18 protein-coding genes are annotated in these 20,279 nt (G+C 40.0%); 8 read left to right on the forward strand and 10 right to left on the reverse strand.

Translation table 11 applies throughout. The features are described from left to right. The first annotated feature begins 51 nt into the window (after positions 1–51). Positions 52–2,916: an Hsp70 family protein gene (locus ACLKML_RS00485; protein ID WP_413283139.1), complete on the forward strand. Its 2,865-nt coding sequence runs from the start codon at positions 52–54 to the stop codon at positions 2,914–2,916. A 12-nt stretch (positions 2,917–2,928) separates the two neighbouring features. On the opposite strand, the gene ACLKML_RS00490 is transcribed toward ACLKML_RS00485, so the two are convergent. Next, positions 2,929–3,129, reverse strand: a complete 201-nt coding sequence (locus tag ACLKML_RS00490; RefSeq protein WP_413283140.1) for a hypothetical protein — start codon at positions 3,127–3,129, stop codon at positions 2,929–2,931. Positions 3,130–3,381: 252 nt separating this feature from the next. Here ACLKML_RS00490 and ACLKML_RS00495 point away from each other — a divergent pair, with 252 nt between their 5' ends. Continuing rightward, positions 3,382–3,588 (forward strand): hypothetical protein, encoded by a 207-nt coding sequence (locus tag ACLKML_RS00495; protein WP_413283141.1) that lies wholly within the window; start codon positions 3,382–3,384, stop codon positions 3,586–3,588. Between the two features lie 282 nt (positions 3,589–3,870). Here the strand turns inward: ACLKML_RS00495 and ACLKML_RS00500 are convergent, their stop codons facing one another. The 3 genes from ACLKML_RS00500 to ACLKML_RS00510 form a co-directional block, all read right to left on the reverse strand. Further along, complete coding sequence (locus ACLKML_RS00500; RefSeq protein WP_413283142.1) at positions 3,871–4,770, reverse strand: LysR family transcriptional regulator; 900 nt, start codon at positions 4,768–4,770, stop codon at positions 3,871–3,873. 36 nt (positions 4,771–4,806) lie between these two features. Beyond that, on the reverse strand, positions 4,807–5,769 hold the full coding sequence (locus tag ACLKML_RS00505) for a hypothetical protein (protein WP_413283143.1): 963 nt from the start codon (positions 5,767–5,769) through the stop codon (positions 4,807–4,809). A gap of 110 nt (positions 5,770–5,879) precedes the next feature. Beyond that, positions 5,880–6,767: a DMT family transporter gene (locus tag ACLKML_RS00510; protein WP_413283144.1), complete on the reverse strand. Its 888-nt coding sequence runs from the start codon at positions 6,765–6,767 to the stop codon at positions 5,880–5,882. A gap of 220 nt (positions 6,768–6,987) precedes the next feature. Here ACLKML_RS00510 and ACLKML_RS00515 point away from each other — a divergent pair, with 220 nt between their 5' ends. Next, the gene (locus ACLKML_RS00515) at positions 6,988–7,236 is read left to right on the forward strand and encodes a hypothetical protein (RefSeq protein WP_413283145.1); all 249 of its coding nucleotides are present in this window, start codon (positions 6,988–6,990) and stop codon (positions 7,234–7,236) included. 264 nt (positions 7,237–7,500) lie between these two features. Here ACLKML_RS00515 and ACLKML_RS00520 read toward each other — a convergent pair whose 3' ends face one another. The 4 genes from ACLKML_RS00520 to dgcN all read right to left on the reverse strand — a co-directional run bounded on the left by ACLKML_RS00520 (position 7,501) and on the right by dgcN (position 12,082). After that, positions 7,501–8,922: an alanine/glycine:cation symporter family protein gene (locus ACLKML_RS00520; RefSeq protein ID WP_413283146.1), complete on the reverse strand. Its 1,422-nt coding sequence runs from the start codon at positions 8,920–8,922 to the stop codon at positions 7,501–7,503. Positions 8,923–9,206: 284 nt separating this feature from the next. Then, positions 9,207–10,064, reverse strand: coding sequence for a D-amino-acid transaminase (locus ACLKML_RS00525; protein WP_413283147.1), 858 nt, complete (start codon positions 10,062–10,064; stop codon positions 9,207–9,209). A 33-nt stretch (positions 10,065–10,097) separates the two neighbouring features. After that, positions 10,098–11,078 carry an N-acetyl-D-Glu racemase DgcA gene (gene dgcA / locus ACLKML_RS00530; protein ID WP_413283148.1) on the reverse strand — a complete coding sequence of 327 codons (981 nt, stop codon included), beginning with the start codon at positions 11,076–11,078 and terminating at the stop codon, positions 10,098–10,100. Beyond that, complete coding sequence (gene dgcN / locus ACLKML_RS00535; RefSeq protein WP_413283149.1) at positions 11,078–12,082, reverse strand: N-acetyltransferase DgcN; 1,005 nt, start codon at positions 12,080–12,082, stop codon at positions 11,078–11,080. The genes dgcA and dgcN overlap by 1 nt, the downstream gene beginning before the upstream one ends. Positions 12,083–12,988: 906 nt before the next feature. On the opposite strand from dgcN, the gene ACLKML_RS00540 reads away from it, so the two are divergent. The 3 genes from ACLKML_RS00540 to ACLKML_RS00550 all read left to right on the forward strand — a co-directional run bounded on the left by ACLKML_RS00540 (position 12,989) and on the right by ACLKML_RS00550 (position 15,757). After that, on the forward strand, positions 12,989–14,329 hold the full coding sequence (locus tag ACLKML_RS00540; protein ID WP_413283150.1) for an alanine/glycine:cation symporter family protein: 1,341 nt from the start codon (positions 12,989–12,991) through the stop codon (positions 14,327–14,329). 80 nt (positions 14,330–14,409) lie between these two features. After that, positions 14,410–15,489 (forward strand): alanine racemase, encoded by a 1,080-nt coding sequence (gene alr, locus ACLKML_RS00545; protein WP_413283151.1) that lies wholly within the window; start codon positions 14,410–14,412, stop codon positions 15,487–15,489. A 43-nt stretch (positions 15,490–15,532) separates the two neighbouring features. Further along, the gene (locus ACLKML_RS00550) at positions 15,533–15,757 is read left to right on the forward strand and encodes a DUF3820 family protein (RefSeq protein WP_413283152.1); all 225 of its coding nucleotides are present in this window, start codon (positions 15,533–15,535) and stop codon (positions 15,755–15,757) included. Positions 15,758–15,795: 38 nt separating this feature from the next. Here ACLKML_RS00550 and ACLKML_RS00555 read toward each other — a convergent pair whose 3' ends face one another. Both ACLKML_RS00555 and ACLKML_RS00560 read right to left on the reverse strand, forming a co-directional pair. Beyond that, a complete protein-coding gene (locus tag ACLKML_RS00555) occupies positions 15,796–16,140 on the reverse strand; it encodes a rhodanese-like domain-containing protein (protein WP_413283153.1) in 345 nt (114 codons plus the stop codon). Between the two features lie 290 nt (positions 16,141–16,430). Further along, positions 16,431–17,417 carry a porin gene (locus tag ACLKML_RS00560; protein WP_413283154.1) on the reverse strand — a complete coding sequence of 329 codons (987 nt, stop codon included), beginning with the start codon at positions 17,415–17,417 and terminating at the stop codon, positions 16,431–16,433. A 586-nt stretch (positions 17,418–18,003) separates the two neighbouring features. On the opposite strand from ACLKML_RS00560, the gene ACLKML_RS00565 reads away from it, so the two are divergent. Beyond that, positions 18,004–18,912 (forward strand): aldo/keto reductase, encoded by a 909-nt coding sequence (locus ACLKML_RS00565; protein WP_413283155.1) that lies wholly within the window; start codon positions 18,004–18,006, stop codon positions 18,910–18,912. 221 nt (positions 18,913–19,133) lie between these two features. Further along, positions 19,134–20,279, forward strand: a complete 1,146-nt coding sequence (locus ACLKML_RS00570) for an efflux RND transporter periplasmic adaptor subunit (RefSeq protein WP_413283156.1) — start codon at positions 19,134–19,136, stop codon at positions 20,277–20,279.

The following is a 20,279-nucleotide window of genomic DNA, read 5'->3' on the forward strand; positions in this document are numbered from 1 at the left end:
ATGAGCAAAACAAGATTTTGCTCAATAAAATCGGTTTAAAAAGGAAGTGTCATGGCTACTCCGCGTTATTTGGTCGGTATAGATTTAGGTACCACTAATATTGTTGTCGCGTACAGTGAAATTACTCAGCAGCTTAAAGATTCGCCAATTTCGATATTCGAAATAGATCAATTAATCGCACCGGGTGAAGTGAGCCGTAAACCGTTGTTGCCTTCATTTCGTTTTCATCCTGCTCAAGGTCAAGTGTCACAGAGCGACATGGTATTACCTTGGGAAAATCAACGCGTTGAAGGCGATATTGACTTTGCAATTATTGGCGAGTGGGCTAGGGAACTTGGCGCTAAAGTTGAAGGTCGTCAGGTTTCAAGCGCAAAAAGTTGGCTGTCTCATCAAAGTGTCGATCGAGAGTCTGATATTTTGCCTTGGGTTGCCAGTCAAGATGTTGATAAAGTTTCTCCGCTAGTGGCGACCGCCAGTTATCTTAACCATGTTAAGCAAGCATGGAATTATCATAATCCAATTAATGTGTTGGAAAACCAAGAAGTTGTGATAACTGTGCCAGCTTCGTTTGATGAAAGTGCGCGTAAACTCACCGTAAAAGCGGCTAAGTTAGCCGGCTTGACCAATGTGGTTCTATTAGAAGAGCCACAAGCGGTTTGTTACGACTGGTATGCTCGCCATGCTGATTCTGCTAACACAGAGTTACAAGAAATACCTTTAATTCTGGTTTGTGATGTTGGTGGCGGAACCACCGATTTAAGCCTAATTGAAGCTAAGTTTAATGACAGTGAACTTGCGTTAAATCGTATTGGCGTTGGTGAGCACTTGATGTTGGGGGGAGATAATCTCGATCTTGCATTGGCTCATCTCGCGGAGCAAAGATTTAGTAATCAAAAAAAGCTCAATGCCTCAAGTCTGTCTAAACTTATTCAGCAAACTCGTAAAGCGAAAGAAAGCCTGTTGAGTCGAAATGACCAACAGCAGGTAAAAATCACCATGTTAGGCAGTGGCTCGCGTTTGATTGGTGGAACAAAAAGTGTCGATTTATCTAAACAAGAAGTTCATCAAATTGTGCTTGAGGGCTTTTTTCCAAGCAGCAGTATTACTGATTTACCAGACAAAAGACGCAGCGCGGTTATTGAGTTTGGCCTGCCTTACGTGGCTGATCCTGCGGTTACCAAGCATATTGCCGAATTTATCACTCAACACCAATCGGTAGCAAAAAGTGCTTTAGGTTGGCAAGTTGATAATTCGAAGCAGAATGATCGTTCTGTTCATGATCTCAAAGCAGATCAACCAATTGTTCCTGCTGGTTTACTGCTCAATGGTGGCGTGTTTAACAGTGAATTAGTAACAGATAAGCTGACTGGTATTTTGACCCAGTGGCGTGGTGCGCCTGTAACCGTGCTGGATAATCCACATCCAGATCTCGCGGTTGCATTGGGTGCGGTTGCTTTTGCTAAAGCTCGCCGAGGTGCGCAGTTAAAAATTGGTGGAGGTTCGGCTCGTTCTTACTTTCTTCATTTAGCGGAGAAAAAAGGTTTCGGTAATGCTTTGTGTCTATTGGCAAAAGGTATCGAAGAAGGGCAGGAAATTCGTCTATCAGGGCGTAAGTTTTCTCTTACTCTTGATGAGCCAGTACGATTTAATTTACTAACCTCGATCCACAATGTATTAACGGATAATAAACCGCCAACCAACGGCGCTATTTATGCAGTTAATACCGATATTTTTACTCCTTTACCGCCTTATATCACCACATTAGACAGTACCGAAACACAGAAAAACAACACAGAATTACATGCTAACCAAAAACAGCGAGTAGAGGTTCAACTTGCCTGCAAGTTAACAGAAGTGGGTACATTACAGTTGGAATGTGTGAGTATAGAAAATGACCAACAACGCTGGGCAGTAGAGTTCGAAGTAAGAAATCAACAAGCATCTGAACAAGAGCCAGACACTCGATCACCAAATCTTCAATCTGCATTAGATCTGATTGCCGTTATCTACAGTGGCAATAAAAAAAGTGCCGATCCCAAAGCGATAAAAATGCTGGTTAAACAACTAGAACATAAGTTAGGCAAACGAGCTGAGTGGGATTTTTCTATCTCTAGGCAACTATTCGATGCCTTTGCCAAAGGTAGAAAACGTAGACGACGGTCGGAGCAGCATGAACGTAACTGGCTTCGACTATCTGGCTATGCGTTACGACCGGGTTTTGGTGATCCAACAGATACATGGCGTATTGAACAGGTTTGGGGTCTTTATCCGCAAGGCATTCAATATCAAAACCACCAAGGTTGGAGTGATTGGTGGGTATTTTGGCGACGTATTGCAGGTGGCTTAAATAAGCAGCAACAAGAGACTATTGCGACTGATATTGTTAAATATTTGCATCCGGGATCATTACGTAATCCGAAAGTAGCGAAAGAAGCGCAAGAAAAAAGTTATGAAGCAATGGTGCGTTTAGCCGCCTCTTTAGAGCATCTTGATGTTGAAGATAAAACATTGATGGCTAAGTGGTTTATGAATAAAGCGGTGAACGAATCTCAATTCGCACAAGCTCATTGGTGGGCGTTGGGTCGACTGGCTGCTCGTCAGCTTATGTATGGTAGCCAGCATTCTGTGCTGCCTAGAGAGCAAGTTGAGCATTGGTTACCGACTCTGTTAGAGCAAAATTGGATTAAAGAACCGATTATTGGTTTCTCTGCCGTTATGATGTGTCGAAAAACCGGTGACCGTTTATTTGATATCTCGGATGACATCAGAACAAAAGTTATCGAAAAACTGCATAAAAGTCGTTCACCTGAGGCGTGGTTAGAATTAGTTCAGCAAGTCAAACCGATGGACGAAACCGAATCTAAGCGCGCATTTGGTGACGCGTTACCACACGGGTTGCATTTAGTCCAAGACTAAACATGGCTGCTTTTAAGCAGCATGTTTGGCAAGTTCATGTGGATAGACACGCATTCCGTTTACTGTATTTTCGTACACAGCTAATTCGGTAAGATACGACCAAGCGAAAGTATCAGTGCCTGTGCGTGCTGCGAGTCGCATTATAACCGCATCAACATCACGGCCAGCATAGTCTTTTTGGGAGATAAATAGATTTTTGATCACAGATAACATAAGTAAACCTCTTTGTAATTAAATTACTTAATTTAGTATGCATAAGATAAACTAAAGCTAAAGTGTGATCAAGATCTATTTTTTGTTCGTGATAATGTTGTTTTTTTGTAATTAAATTACATAATTGGTGTTAATGTTAATCTGTTTCTCTTGTTCTTATATGAATAGTTTAACTATTTCCATTATTTCTCCTTATTTTCTGCATGTTTATAATCAATAGTAAAGCTTGGTTAAATAACATGAGAATGGATCATGAAACGTAAACTTATACAAATTTATACTGTTGCAATACTAGCGATTTTAACTTTTAGCCTTAGTGCCTGTGCGCCAAAACCTAAAGGAGACAGAGATCATGGGCCTAAACCACCGTCAGCTGATGAGCTGTTCCAACGAGCCGATAGCAACTCAGATGGTGTTTTGACTAAAGAAGAACTAAAAAATGCAATGCCAACAAGATAATTTGTGGCTTAGATAAAATTATCGCTGGCACGAAATCGCTGCCTAACTAAGGCCGCTGTTTAATTGGGATAGTTGTTTAGATGAGACAATTATTTCGATCAGTGAGTTGTTTAGGTGAATTAGTTATTTAAATCAAATAGTTATGTAGAGTAGATAGATATTTAGCTCAAAGAGCTATTTAGAGCAAATAGGGATTTAGAGCAGATAGGGATTTAGAACAGATAGAAAGAGGGATTCGTTGAATATTACTGTCACGGCTCCCTCAGATTTAGTGCTGGTTGGTTACACTGTAGTATTCCAGTATGGAGGATCACCATAATAGTCGGCGAAGTAATCAATAAAGGCTCGCACTTTTGGCGCAAGTAATCGAGAACTTGGATAAACTGCCCAAATAGCCGAGTGTGATATTAAGGGATAGTTTTTTAAGATCTGGATTAATTCACCGCTTTGTAAATGCTTATAAACACTCCATCTAGCATTCATTGCAATCCCTATCCCCTGTACGCAAGCATCTCGAACCGCTTCGCCATGATCGGTTCTGAAATTACCTTTGGTTTTTATGTTTATTTCCCCTGTTGGTGTTTTAAACAACCAGTGATCTAACCCCCTCAAATTGATGCACTGGTGTTGAAGTAGATCCTGTGGTGTTTTCGGTTCGCCAAAATTGGCCAGATAGTCTGGCGAGGCACAAATTATTCGGTTATCGGATGCTAATTTTTTGGCGATTAAACTTGAATCTTTCAGCTCAGCATTTCTTAATGCTACGTCAAATCCACCTTCTACTAGATCGACAATTGCGTCAGATAAACGTAAGTCGATAGAAAGGGTTGGATGAGCAAGTAAAAATTCTCTTAAGGCGGGTATTAGGTGCATTCGACCAAAAGAAGCCGGAGCTGTAACGCGTAATGTGCCTTGAGGTAATAGCTTACCAGTACCTACCGACGCTCTTGCTGCATCAACCGTTGCCAGTACCTCTTCTGCATGAGGAAGAAAATCAATGCCTTCTTCGGTAAGAGAGACTTTGCGAGTCGTTCTATGAATTAACCTAACTCCCAAACCTTCTTCTAGTTTATTGACATGTGCGCTTGCTACAGCAGGTGATAAACCAAGCTCTTGTCCTGCTTGGCTTATATTGTTGCTGGCAGCGATTCTGATAAACAGTTTTAAATGTTCAATATTCATTATCGATAATATCTTAATTAGTAAATTAAAAATCAGTTACTTAGTAACGGCTATCTTTAAAATGGGCGCAGGCAGTTTTTCAGAGGTAATATAAATATGTCGGTTGTCTGAACTAAATGCAATTGATTCGGCTTGTTTAAGTGGAGTAAATTCTATTTGAGTTGGTGTGGAGCGTAGTATTTCAGCCCAATTGTTCGATTGATGAGTGTTATATACAAAGGCACTATTATAGGTGAGTATAGTGATAAACTGCCCATTATTTGAGATATCCATTGCGGTTGGCATCATTGCGTAACCAAATAAATTAATAAGGCTGAATGGTGGATTACTAGAGTTAGGCAATGGATCCAGCAGTGCAATTTGTTTGGCGACCTGTTTTTCAGTCTGCTGATTTATTGAAGCATCAGGACCAGGTCTTGAAGCGTTATTGGTTAAAGGCAGTTCAAACAAAATTGGCTGCTCATCTCTTTTAGAAAGTAATAGTATTTTTTCACTAACTTGATCGACCGCGACGGATTCACAATCGTGTGCGCCATCTGGATAATTATAACGAATTGTCCATTCCGGACTGACAGTTAAGGTGGTTTGTTCGGTTATTTTTGGTTCACGAATGACATGGAGTTGATATTCATCTCTGCTTACGGAATTATCGCCAGTATCAGCAATCAGCAGATAGTGCTGCCCCTTATATTCAAATGTCGCTAAGTCTTCCCAATCGTTATTTTTAACTCCGCTGATATAAATTTGAGCCTGAAAATTTCCCTGTTGATCAAAAGCAATTAAAGAAGGCGTGTTACCACTATCATTGTGACTCCAGAGTGTTTTGGGATTCAGGCGTGAAGCAGCCAATCCACTCGCCTCGGGCAATGTTTTTGTTGTAATAAAGCCGATAACATTATCGCTATCTGCAGATAAGTCATTCTTTAGCGAGGAGCAAGCCACTAGCCCAATAGCAAGCACTAAGATGGTACAAGATAGTAATGTAGAGGTTTTTTTCATAAATCGTACCAATGCTATGAGTTGAAAAATTATGTGTTGAAAAGCAATATGTTGAAAAACAATGTACTGCAAAGCTATGTATTGAATAATAAAGCATCTAGCAGCTTAGATTATCTAGCTTTTCGGTTATCGATTAACGCACGAAATGAGAAACCGGTTACGAGAGTGGTACCTGAAAGTACTAAAATAGTTCCAAATAGCGTATTCCATCCAACTTGCTCATCCAAGACTACATATCCCCAGAATAGACCAAAAGCGGGAATTAGAAAGGTAACAGAAAGCGCAGATGCCGCACCTATATTGGCAACCAAGTTAAAATAAAGCAAATAAGCAACGCCAGTACATAAAACCCCGAGAGCCGCAACAGATAAACTGATGTCTAATGTTGGTGTTTCACGTATGGGGATAAAAAATACCAGCGGCAAAACAATTAATACCGCTGCCCACATACTGCCATGCGCATTGTCAAATGAGGTAATCTGCCTAACCGTACGCGAGTAATTACTGGCGATTCCATAGCAAGCTGATGCCGAAATAGCAGCGATAATTGGCAAAGTCGCATCCATTCCTAAATGTTCGCCATTCCAACCGACCAATACAGTCACACCAATAACGCCTAGCATTAGTCCTAGTACCGCGTTTTTAGTCAATGCTGTTTTGGTCCAAAATACGCTAATCACCGCGCCCCAAATTGCCGAGGTGGAGTTTAATATTGATAAGGTAGATGCGTTAAGTGTTTGCGCGGCATAAGCGAAAAATAAAAAGGGCAGAGCGGTATTAAAAAGCCCTAAGATAAAAAAGTGTTTTTTATGCTTCAATAACAATAATTTACGCTTTATGAAAATAGATACAATCAATAAAAATAACGCAGCGGATAATACGCGTGCTTCAATCAATACTGCTGGTCCGAGTGAATTTGCCGCGATTTTCATAAACAAGAATGAGCCACCCCACAAAGAGGCGAGTAACAGAAGCTGAAGTGCATTACGTAGTGACATTTATTGTGCCGTCGGAAAGGATTAATAAGTTGAGCTTATCTTGTTACTTCTTTGTAATAAGTACAACTAGATAATGACATAAATGTTTGCATTTATTTATTTTTAGCTAATGTTTTTGTTTAGACATTTGGATTACAATGTATATAACGCGGTAAAACGAGTGCTTCGAGTAAAATTGAGCCAGTTATATCGTTAAATATCATGTTGGAGGGAAGGAATAATGCGTTATCAAATAAAAGAAGCGTTTGATAAATTTATTGATGTGACTAATGCAGAAGCCAGTAAAGTTTCAATAATCAGCGCTTGTCCAAATGATATTCGATTATCTTACACCGACCATGACCACAAAACCCACGAGTTTAAATATACTAACGGCAAACTCTACCTTCGAGATGAAGTTGATAAAACATGGTTTGCTTTAGATGAGTTTAATTGCACCTGCCAAGGGTTGCATTTCTTGAATTCGTAAAGCATTGCGCGTTGGTAAATAACCGAATGATTGTAAAGCCTCTTGTATTTGTAAAGTAATCTTACATTGTAAAGGTTCAAGCGGCATGTAAAATTTTTTTAACCTTCACATCTATAATGTTAATTTGTACTTGCTCATTATTACTAGGCTAGATGGCTTTAATTCCGACCAATATTTACTCAAATAGAATAAAAAAAGCCAGTCATTATATAAATGATCTGGCCTTAATGTATTGATATATAAATATTTTTACATACTAATGACTTAGTTTTTCTTCACCCATGCAGTTGTATCAATATCTAAATCGGTGTACTCACTAGGGTCAAGTACAGGATGTTCAATACCGGCTTTAAGCTGCTTTCTATAATCTTTGATTAAGCGTGTAGCTGTCGGGAACAACATGATTAGAGCAAGTAAGTTAACGATAGCCAACACACCCATTAATGGGTCTGAGAAGAAGAACACCGCTGTCGCGCCTGGTGCAACAGCACCAACAAAGACAATAGCAATTACCAGTATACGTAATACGTGTACCGCCATTGGGCTCTTAGTCATAAATGTTAGTGCGTTTTCACCTAAATAATAGTTATAAATAACCGAACTGAAAGAGAACAGTAAAATAGCAAAAGTTAGATAATATTGGGTCCATGCACCGAAGTGAGAAACCAAAGATTGTTGAGTAAGTACAACACCATCAATTCCTTCCGCACCTGGTACATAAACGTCACCAAGTAAAATAACAAAAGCAGTACAGCTACAAACCACAATAGTATCAATAAATACAGATAAAGACTGAGTGATACCTTGGCTTACAGGGTGCGTTACGTCAGCAGTAGCAGCTACGTTAGGCGCGGAACCAAGACCGGCTTCGTTAGAAAACAAACCACGGCGTAGCCCTTGCGCTAAAGCCGCTCCCATGCCACCGCCTACGGCTTCTTCAATACCAAATGCATTGGATACGATATTAATAATAATTGCTGGTATTTCAGTAATGTTAGTAAGAATAACAACCAAGGCCATAGCAACATAAGCAATTGCCATAACAGGAACGACTACATCAGCTGCTTTTGCAATACGTTTAATACCACCATAGATGATAAAACCAACTACGATAGCTAAGAAAACGCCAGTGTACATGCGATCAATACCTAAACTGTCTTGTACCGCACCAGCAACAGTATTGCCTTGGAATGCATTAAAACCGAAAGCAAAAGAAGCGATAAGACAAACCGCTAAAACATAGGCTAACCAACGATAATCTTCTCCCAAGCCATGAATAATGGTGCGAGCTGGGCCACCACGGAACTCGTTGCCTTCTTTACGCTTGTATAGTTGAGCGAGAGAACATTCAACCAGACTGGTTGCCATGCCTACTAATGCTATTGCCCACATCCAAAACACGGCACCTGGACCACCAAGGGTAATTGCAACGGCTACACCAGCGATGTTACCGCCGCCAACACGACCACCTACAGACAATAAAAGTGCTTCACGACCAGAAATTTTGTCTTTGCTTGCAGTTTGGTTTTTTGCTGATAATACTTTGAACATACGTCCGAAAAACCGAAACTGTACAAAGTCAGTTACTATGGTAAAAAACAACCCAAAAATAACCAGGAAGGGCACTAATGACCACCCCCATGTGAGGTCACCGATAACCCCGAAAAAACTTTCTAACATTTCCATTTTCTCTCCTTGGAATAATTCTCTGTCTAAAAAATAATCAATTTGGCTGGTTTTAGTTTAATAGGTGCCAAATGACCGGACAGTATACTTAGTTTGATGAATCAGGAAAGAGCGCTAGGTAAAAAATTTGTATTATGTGAGTTTTGCGGCATTAAAAAAGGAGCCTATCCGGCTCCTGTAATACAATGTGTTGTAAATTTTCATTTACTTGGTATTAACATGAGGTTATCAAATCGTCATATTATTACATAATTAGCTAACTGGTACGTGAATAAGCAGGGCTTTTAGCAAGCCGATGCTTTCGCTAGCTCAACATAAATTTCTCTTAGCTGTAATGCAACGGGACCGGGTGTTCCATCGCCAATCGGTTTATGATCAATTTCCACAACAGGCCAAACGAAGGTAGAAGCCGAACTAATAAAGGCTTCTTTCGCTGCGTAGGCTTCTTCAATGGTGAATAATCTTTCTTCGATAACAAGGTTTGCTTTAGATGCCATTTTCATAAGCGATGCTCGAGTAATACCATGCAGAATATCGTTACTTAACGGTCGAGTGACGATGGTATTGTCCTGAGTCACAATATAGGCGTTGCTTGACCCACCTTCAGTAACAAAACCGTCTTCGATTAACCAAACATCATCGCACCCTTGTAGTTTTGCCGCTTGTTTTCCCATACAGGCAGCGAGCAAAGATGTGGTTTTAACGTCACGACGTCTCCAGCGAATATCTGGTATTGAAATGACTTTAATTCCTTTTTTCACTTTAGGAGAGTCAACTACCGAGCGTGCTTGTGAAAATAGAACAACAGTTGGTTCTGCGTCTTCAGGATAGCCGAAATCACGATCGCCAGTAGAACCACGTGTAACTTGAAGGTAGATGCCGCCTTCTTGTACATCATTAAGACGAATAAGTTCTTTTTGAATCTTGACCAGCTCATCGGCAGTCAGTGGATTTTTCATGTCGAGCTCATTGCATGAACGAGCTAACCTAGCCACATGTCCGTCGTTGTCTAATAGCTTGCCATCGACAACTGCTGTCACTTCATAAATAGCGTCAGCGAATAAGAAACCTCGGTCGAAAATAGACACTTTCGCTTCAGATTCAGGTAAATACTCACCATTTAAGTAAACCGTACGTTGCATAATTTTTTCCTAATCTATTAATTCTGGGTTCCATTAACCCCAGAGTTCTGATGAAAACGGTAACATGAAGCTATCTTCAAATGTGAAACCATGCTCAATGTCTTCACTCAACAGTAATGGCCCATCAAGGTCAACAATGTCAACACCTTGCGCCACAACAAAGGCTGGAGCCATACTTAATGAACTTGAAAGCATACAGCCAACCATCACCTGTAACCCGGCTTCTTGAGCTTGTTGTTTGAGTGCTAGTGCCTCGGTTAATCCACCGGTTTTGTCGATTTTGATGTTAATCATATCGTAGCGACCAATGATCTGTTCAAGGCTCGCTCTGTCATGGCACGATTCATCTGCACAAATTGGAATAGGTCTTGGTAGCGACTCTAACGCTTGATCTTTTCCTGCTGCAAAAGGTTGCTCTATCATCGCTACATCTAATTTAACCAACTCTGGTATCAGTTGTTGATAAAGTTCTGGTGTCCACGCCTCATTTGCATCCAATATAATGGTTGCATTGGGCGAACCTTCTCGAACCGCTGCCACTCGTGCTAAATCTTCTCCACCACCGAGTTTTAACTTCAATAAAGGGCGAAAAGCATTGTCGATTGCTACTTGCTTCATTTTCTCTGGTGTATCTAAAGATAATGTGAAAGCGGTAACCAAGCGTTCAGGGGGAGAAGTTGCGCCTGTTCTATCCCATATACTTTGATTATTCTCTTTGCACTCTAGATCCCATAACGCGCAATCAACCGCGTTTCTTGCTGCTCCAGAAGGCAGTAACGATTGCAATGCTTCGCGGCTAATGCCTTGTTTTAGGGTTGGAAGGACGTTTTCAAGTTCCGTTAGCGTGCTGTCGATCGATTCGTTGTAACGTGCATATGGAACACATTCTCCGCGTCCCACCAGGCCATTGTGAACAATTTTAACTTGGATGACGTCCACTTGAGTTTTGCTTCCCCTAGAAATGGTGAAACTTCCTCTAATTGGCCAACTTTTAACTTTAAAGCTGATTTGCATTAGACCTCCTTGAGTGTACTCACTATTCGGCTAACACCTTGACGGAATGGGTCAACCACTGGAAGATTAAATTCTGATTCTACTTTAGCCATAAATTCAAGAGCTGCATCTTCATCAAGTTGCGACGTGTTGACTGATATACCGACAAACTTGACGTTAGGATTAGTGAGTCGCGCCGTGGCTAGATTCGCTTCCATACAAGCTTTAATTTCAGGTACTGAATAGTCAGGCAGTCCACGCATGTGCGTTCGAGTTGGTTCATGACATAGTACTAATGCATCAGGTTGTGCACCGTGTATTAATCCAGTAGTAACACCTGCAAATGAAGGGTGGAAAAGTGAACCTTGTCCTTCAATAACGTCCCAGTGATCGGCACTGTTTTCCGGCGAAATAGTTTCAATGGCACCAGCAATGAAGTCGGCCACTACGCAATCAACACTCACACCGTCACCAACAATCAGGATACCGGTTTGACCTGTCGCGCGGAAATCAGCATTTAAACCTTGTTGTTTCATCTCTTTTTCGATGGCAAGGGAGGTATACATTTTGCCACATGAGCAATCGGTACCAACGGTTAATAGTCGTTTCCCTTGGCGATTTTTACCGTTTGCTACTGGGTAGCTTTGGGTAGGATAACGAACATCGAAAAGCGAACGGTTATGTTTTTCTGCTGTAGATACTAGTACAGGGATGTCACTCAATTTATTGTGCAGACCTGATGCGATATCTAAGCCCGATTCTAGTGCTTCAATAAGAATACTAATCCATTCTTCAGAGATAACACCGCCTCGGTTTGCAACACCTATTACTAAAGTTTGTGCTCCTGCCTTAACTGCTTCTTGAATCGATAAATCTTCAAGTCCACAATCAGCATTACAGGTTGGTAAGCGATATTGACCGACGCAATATTCTGGGTGCCAGGTTTTAATACCTTGAGCGACCTTTGCCGCCAGTGGATCTGCTGCGTCACCAAGAAAAAGTAGATAAGGTTTTTTCAGTTCCATTTGAATACTCCGTTGTACGTAATTAAGTTTATACTAGCTATCTTTGAAGTTGTTTTGTGGTTGACGACGTGTATTCACCTTAATCGTATAGTCTGTCTATATTCATACGGTTTTACTCGTTTGTTACCTCAATGCAATTCCTATAACTTTAGTGATAGTTGGGGTTGTGTTAGTAAGTACTGCAAAATCCGTGACAACAATGCAGAAAAGCGTAAATTAATATTAGTTTACTCATCTAGCAAAGTAGCGGCAGCAAAGAAAGTGGCACAGGTTTTGTTTTTTACTGTCAAAATTCATATTTAGCGAAAATTCCAAATAATATTCAAAATTCAGCTTTAAATGCCAATTTTGATTTCGGTGCAGATAAATGAATTGAAATCAAGATTAATTTTGAAATATATAATTTTGTCATATTGCTTAAAAAGCAAAACATTCATCTAGATGAATAATGACAATATTGGCTGTTAAATAGTTCAAAAAAATATTATTAAAAAAGGATAGTTAGAAGTTTACCAGCATAAACACCTTGTTCGTTGCACTAATTTGGTTCTTTTTTGTCTATTGTTGCACCATTGTGATCCATGGCTAGGTGTTACTGCTAACTTACTAGTGATTAAATCTGTTTTGAATTTTTGGTTGTCGCTATTTATTGCGTTTCAATATTCTATTTTTTATCAAGATTAGTTTAGAGTTAAATTCTAGTTTATTGTTCTAATCTAGAGTTATTGTCTGTGCATTCGTCTCTGGGTAGCAACAATTCGACTTGCAGCCTAGGTTTATTGTTGTTTCACTGCGTTGGTAATCCTTTCTAAGAGATATTAATTCAATAGTTTCTTATGCTTGGTCTGCTAATTGCTTTATGACTGAAAGGAACTTTTTAAAAGTTGCATAACAGGAGAACATAAGATGGAATTTATTTCCGAACTGATAGGTCAGGTTAACGGTATCGTTTGGGGTGTACCTATGTTGGTGCTTATTTTGGGTGTCGGTATTTACTTGACCGTTGGCCTGAAGTTTATGCCTATTCTTAATATAGGAAGAGCATTTAAGTTAATGTGGAATGGCCGAGCATCAAACGGCGAAGGTGAAATACCGCCTTTCCAAGCATTAATGACTGCGATGTCGGCTACAGTCGGTACAGGGAATATCGCTGGTGTTGCAACGGCGGTCTTTATCGGTGGCCCTGGTGCATTATTTTGGATGTGGCTCACAGCACTTTTGGGTATGGCAACCAAATATGCTGAGGCGGTATTAGCAGTAAAATATAGAGAGAAAGACGACAAAGGAACCTATGTTGGTGGCCCAATGTATTACATCACTAACGGTATGGGACAAAAATGGTCTTGGTTGGGTACGTTATTTGCGATTTTCGGTGCGGTTGCATGTTTTGGTATCGGTAATGCGGTGCAGTCAAACTCGATTGCTCAAGTTTTAGAATCTAATTTTTCCTTTTCGCCACTTATTGTTGGCCTCATTATAATGGTTCTAGCTGGAGGGGTAATACTGGGTGGTTTAAAGCGTGTTGGCCGATTTGCCGGTGCGTTAGTTCCTGTGATGGCGGTTGCGTATATCGTTTGTGGTGTAGCGATATTGCTGATGAATGCGAGTGCTATAATTCCTGCTTTTGCATTGGTATTTGAACATGCATTTACACCGGCTTCTGCAGAAGGTGGTTTTGTAGGCGCGACGGTTTGGATGGCCATTCGTTTTGGTGTTGCCCGTGGCGTTTTCTCTAATGAAGCGGGTTTGGGTTCGGCTCCTATTGCTCATGCAAGTGCACAAACGGATGACCCAGTTCGTCAAGGGTTAATCGCGATGCTAGGAACGTTTCTCGACACATTAGTTATATGTAGCATTACAGGTTTGGTTATTATTATCTCTGGTGCTTGGACAAGTGGAGAGTCTGGTGCGGCATTAACGTCGGCTGCTTTTGGTCAAGTTATTCCTGGTGGTAGTTATTTGGTCGCGGTTAGTTTAGCTGTGTTTGCGTTTACTACTATCGTTGGCTGGTCTGTTTATGGTGAGCGTTGCGCAGAGTACTTATTTGGCGCAAAAGCGGTCTTACCATTCCGTATCATCTTTATCGTTGCCTTACCTATTGGCGCGTTGATGGAACTAAACTTTGTTTGGCTATTGGGTGATACGCTCAATGCAATGATGGCGATTCCTAACCTTATCGCCCTTGCAGTTTTGAGCCCAGTGGTGTTTAAACTAACAAAGAGCTATTTTAGTAAAAACCGAACTTAATTAATTAACTTAACTACTCCCTTCGGAATACTGGTCGGCATTCTGAAGGAAGTAGGCTTTTGCCTAGAATTGGAGTTTTTATGCTTACTGCGGAAGCAATTATCAACCTATCGTCATTGCAACATAACTACCGTCTTCTCAAATCTATGTGTAACAATCAACCCGTAGTCGCTGTGGTGAAAGGTGATGCTTATGGCCATAGTGCGAAGCACGTCGCGTTAACGTTGCCAGGTGCTGATATGTTGGCGGTTGCCAGAATAGAAGAAGCAATTGAATTACGTAATCTGGGTATTAAAAGCGATATATTATTGCTAGAAGGGTGCTTCAATCGTGACGATTTACAAGATGCATCTCGATATCAATTTCAAACGGTTATTCATCATCAACAACAACTTGAATATTTTCAATCTACCGAGTTGGCGAAACCCGTTAAAGTATGGCTGAAACTTGATACTGGTATGCATAGAGTCGGCGTTACTCCTGAACAATTACCAGAATTTATTCAGTCTTTACAGTTATCGAATAATCTTGATGGTGAACTTAATTTTATTAGTCATTTTAGTTGCGCTGATGATTTAGAATCTTCGTCTACACCTGAGCAGATCAGTGCGTTTTCTTCATTATTGGCCGATTACAAAGGCCAAAAGTCGATCGCTAATTCGGCTGGAATTTTATTTTGGCCTAGCTCTCATTTTGATGTGGTGCGGGCAGGAATAGCGCTTTATGGTATTTCGCCAGTTGATGATAAAACAGGAAAAGAGTTAGATCTGCAACCGGTGATGACATTGAAGTCAAAGCTAATTTCAGTTCGTGAACATAAAGCGAATCAACCGGTTGGTTATGGCGAGAATTGGTTCTCGAAGCATGATACTAAAATTGGTGTTGTGGCTTTAGGTTATGGTGATGGATACCCGCGCCTGGCTCCAGAAGGAACACCTGTTTGGGTCAATGGACGAATAGTGCCAATTGTTGGTCGCGTATCTATGGATATGATCACGGTAGATTTGGGCGCAAACAGTGAAGATAACGTTGGTGATGAGGTTGAATTTTGGGGTAACCAATTACCAATTGAATTAGTTGCAAATGCGGTTGGTACCATCCCGTATGAACTTACAATAAAATTAACTAAGCGAGTGGCTAAACGCTACATTGAAATTTAGTTATAATTGTTTCTATACTCTTGTAAAGTGGATAAGCAATATCGTGTTACAGAAAGAAAACTTGATTAAACTCGCACGGACTCAAATGCCGTTTGGTAAATACGCTGGTCGAATGCTGATAGATTTACCTGAAGAATACCTATTATGGTTTGCGAATAAATCCCAATTTCCAGATGGAGAATTGGGAGAACTTATGCAGCTGTGTTTGGCGCTTAAAATCGAAGGCCTTGATTCGTTGGTAAGACCTCTCAAATTCCCGCAAGGGTAATAGACAGATAATCTAATTCCTCAAGGTTGTACATACCGTTATTTCGCCTGTAACAACTCACTTAATCCACCGGCATTGTGTACATTTTTAAACCCGAGAGAGGTCAGTATCTTCTTCGCTTGACCAGAACGGTTGCCGCTGCGGCAGTAAACGACAATTGCTTGATCTTTGTCGATTTCATTAAACGCGATATTTATGCTGTTGAGCGGGTAATTTATAGCATTCTCTAAGTGCTGTTGATTGAATTCTGCGGCAGTTCTAACATCAACCAACATGGCACCCTGTTCAATTTTATGCCATCCGGTATCCGCTCGGTGTGACGCTAAACTTGAAAACGTAATAAGCAATAAGCTAACAAATAGGGCTAACGGTTTAGTTAACATGGCTTTCTCCTCAATAGATAAATCGCAAAAATACGTAATACACAGTACACAGTACACAATAAGTAATAAGTAATAAGTAATAAGTAATAAGCAATCAATAATACATCGAGCCTTGGATAGCTTCGCGGTAAAACTCATAATGATGATAAAGTATTTACGAGTTGAGCACCCGTACTTGTTGAGTAAGATTTGATCTTACTGGCACATTTATGATTAATAAAAAAAACGCTCACCTTGATGGTAAGCGTTCGATATTTCAATGCTATCTAATATTTGATTAGAAAGAATTTTTAGAAAGTGAAGTAAACACCAGCAACAGATTGCGAGTATTCCGCATCTTTTTCATAACCGGTATTGTCAGCAGCAGAGTATTCAACAAAACCTAGTAGGTTTTCAGAGAAAGCGTAGTCTGCACCTAGTGTATAAGTAGTAACTTCATCAGAAGAACCATCTGCGTCAGCAACATAGGCTGAAGTATAAAGTCTTACGTCATCCATAGTATAGTCAGCCGCAAGACCCACTACTTCGTAATCAACACTGTTGACTTGTTCAACAACGTAATGTGATGCAATAGAGAAGTCGCTGAAGCTATAGCCCAGTTTGATACCGTAAACGTCGTTGTCACCAGTGTTAGTTGTATCATAAGTGCCACGGTTACCACGATCTTGGTAAGATGCGCCAATGTTGAAATCTGCGATGTCATATGAAGCAGATAAACCATAAACGGCATCTTGGTCTTCTGCTGCTGATAGGTAAGTATCTGCAATCAATGTTAGGCTATCAGTATTATATTTAAATGAGATACCATGACTTTTTGATTCAAAACGACCAGCAACATCATCTACATAACCTACACCTTCGTTAGTGTTATCGATAATGATTGCGTCAAGAGAATCGCCAAAATCACCAATTTCACCAACAGCGAAACCAAGGTTTTCACCAAATGTAGCGCCAATGTACTCATCATCAGTAGTCACATCTTTATCTTCACTACTGTCTGATCCAAATCCTACGCCGTTTTCAACTTCAAACGAAGCAAAAACCGTAACTGAGTCATTTAATTTATGCGTTGCGTCTACCTGAACTTTAGCCCAAACATCCACATCTGGATCATTTTTGTAGTTGCCTGTAGATGCATCTTTTAGTTCTGAAGTGCTTAAATATGCATCAATCTCACCTTTTAAATCGAGTGAATTTTGATTGTCGCTGTAAAGATTCGCTGCATTTGCACCTGTAGTAATGGTAGCGATAGCGAAAGCAAGCAGTGTCTTTTTCATTTTATTCATCCTATGAATTGCATGTTTTAATTATATTTAAGGGAAGTCAATACAGATATCAGCAATTAATACTTTAAAAATACCTATCCAGAGGGATGAATAGGTTGAGTACCAAAATGTTAATGTCGTGATATATCGACTTTCAATATCGATTTAACGCTGATGTGATTGGGTAGGCTAGTAAAACGAAATAAAAGCAAAAATAAATCGATTTATTTTATTTTTATTGTTATTAAATAATTGTTATTTATACAAAATAAATAATTTTTTGATTATGAAAATAGTTCAAATTAAATTTTAAAAAAATTATTTTTTTACGCTTATTTATATAAAAACGTGATCTATATCACTATATTTTTAGTTCAACTTGAAGATGTTTGGTAATTGGTTGCTGCTGATTAGCTGCTTTTATTTGATGGCCATGCAGATGCTTTAACATCGAACGGCTTGCAAGCAATATGATAAACTGACTGATTGAACCAGTGTGTTTACGACTATGATGCAATTTTTCAGTTTTAGAATGAACGCAAGATTTTTCAGAATGCATTGTTATTTATTTTTTGTATTAACATGAGGAGGCGACTTAATGGTTGCTAAAGTGTGTATTGCACCACAAGGGCCGGAGTTTTCTGAGTTAGTTCAGGGCTATTGGCGTTTAGCTGAATGGGAAATGTCGCCACAACAGCGGTTAACTTTTTTAAAACAGCATATTGAATTAGGAGTTACTACCGTAGACCATGCCTATATTTATGGCGATTATCAATGTGAGGCACTATTTGGCGAAGCGTTAGCGTTGGATAAGTCGGTACGTGATAGTATTCAATTGGTCACTAAGTGTGCTATCAATCTTTGCAGCGCTAGCGTACCAGAGAGAAAAATTAATCACTACGATACAAGCACGGCTCACATTCTCAGTTCTGTCGACAATTCATTACAGCGACTCAATGTTGAAAATATCGATGTGTTATTGATCCATCGACCAGATGCACTTATGGATGCGGATGAAGTGGCCAATGCATTTCATACATTAAAACAAGCCGGTAAAGTAACCCATTTTGGCGTATCTAATCATTCTCCGAGTCAATTTGAGCTTTTACAATCTCGACTAGATATGCCTTTAGTGACCAATCAAGTAGAAATTAACCCGATCAATTTTGATGTAGTCGATGATGGAACACTTGATCAAATGCAACTTAAACGGATTAGGCCAATGGCTTGGTCTTGCTTGGCAGGTGGACGAATTTTTTCGGGGCAGTCGGAACAAGATAGACGAGTTAGACATGAACTGGATGCAATTAAGAACGAAGTTGGTGCGCAAAGCATTGATCAAGTCATTTATGCATGGGTTTGTCAATTACCCTCAAAGCCGGTTCCAATTATTGGGTCAGGTAAAATAGAGCGAGTTCAAACGGCAATTGACGGATTAAAAATTAAACTTAGCCGAGAACAATGGTATCGAATTTGGGTTGCTTCAAAAGGTCATGGGGTGGCATAGGTACGAATAGGACTCTTGTTTTTTTGGATTTATGTTATGTTTAATAACTGCCGTTTATTTATTGGAAGCAATTAATTATAAACGGCTTTTTAAATCTTACTTTGAAATATTTTGAAACATATAACTGTGACTTTCTTATATAGCTCGGACATTACCCCTACAAGGATAGCTTATTGTTAACTTTTGTAATATTCCGTTCAAATTATATGGTTGGTTATTCTATGAGTAAGAAAACACTTCTACTGGCTATGGCCAGTGTCGCGGTTCTGGTTGGCTGTGATGAATCGTCTACTGGACAAGTCGGCTCTGTTACCCCATTAGTCTCTGTAGAAAAAATAAAGGTGATTTCTTATCATCGAAATCAAGATTATGTAGCAAGAGTGAGTGCGGTTGAAGATGTTTCCATTACGGCTCAGGTTTCTGGTTATCTTAGGTCACGTCATTTCACAGAAGGGCAGATGGTTGAAAAAGACCAATTATTGTTTGAAATTGAACCTTCTTCTTATCAGGCACAAGTGGCAAGTGAAAAAGCTGCGGTTGCATTAGCGCAAGCAAACGTTAAAAAAACCACATTAGATTTTGAACGAGGGAAAAATTTACTGCCGAAGGGCAATATATCTCAATCAGAATATGATGCATTAACGAGTGCTAAGTTAGGAGCAGAAGCACAATTACAATCAGCCAAAGCCGGGCTCAATGCCGCAGAAGTTAACTTGTCATATACCAGTATCAGAGCACCGTTTGAAGGAAGAATCAGCGAAAGTTATGTAAGTATTGGTGACTTAGTTTCGCCATCTTCTGGCACATTGACCAACATCGTTAGTTTAGATCCTGTTAATGCCAATTTTACTGTGAGTGAAAGAGAGCGCTTGCTGATGGGAATGGAAGAGATTGATGGCAGTGGTGAAGGGGCGGCCGATAAAGTCGAAGTACAAGTGACTTTGGAAAATGGTAAACCTTATGACGAGATGGGTTACATAGACTTTGTCGATAATCGCATTAACACGACTACGGGAACGTTAGCTATGCGTGCTAAGTTTGATAACCCTAAGGAAGTGTTACTGCCTGGGCAGCACATTATGGTCAATATTCAGGAAAAAAATGCAGTTGAGCTGATCACGATTCCAAGAAGAGCGGTGCAAAGTGATTTACAAGGTGACTTTGTTATGTTGTTAACAGAAGGAAATATAGCAGAGCGCCGAAATGTGCAATTGGGTAAACAGATCGAAAATGGATCGATTATTGTCGATGGTCTCAATCCAGATGATCATGTCATTACTAAAGGACTCCAGCGGATTAGAAATGGTGTCGAAGTACGAGTTGAGCAAGTGAGCAATAGCGCAAACGTAGTTGGTGAGGAATTATAA

This window comes from Vibrio sp. MA40-2 (genome assembly GCF_047302445.1).
Taxonomy (GTDB): Bacteria; Pseudomonadota; Gammaproteobacteria; order Enterobacterales; family Vibrionaceae; genus Vibrio.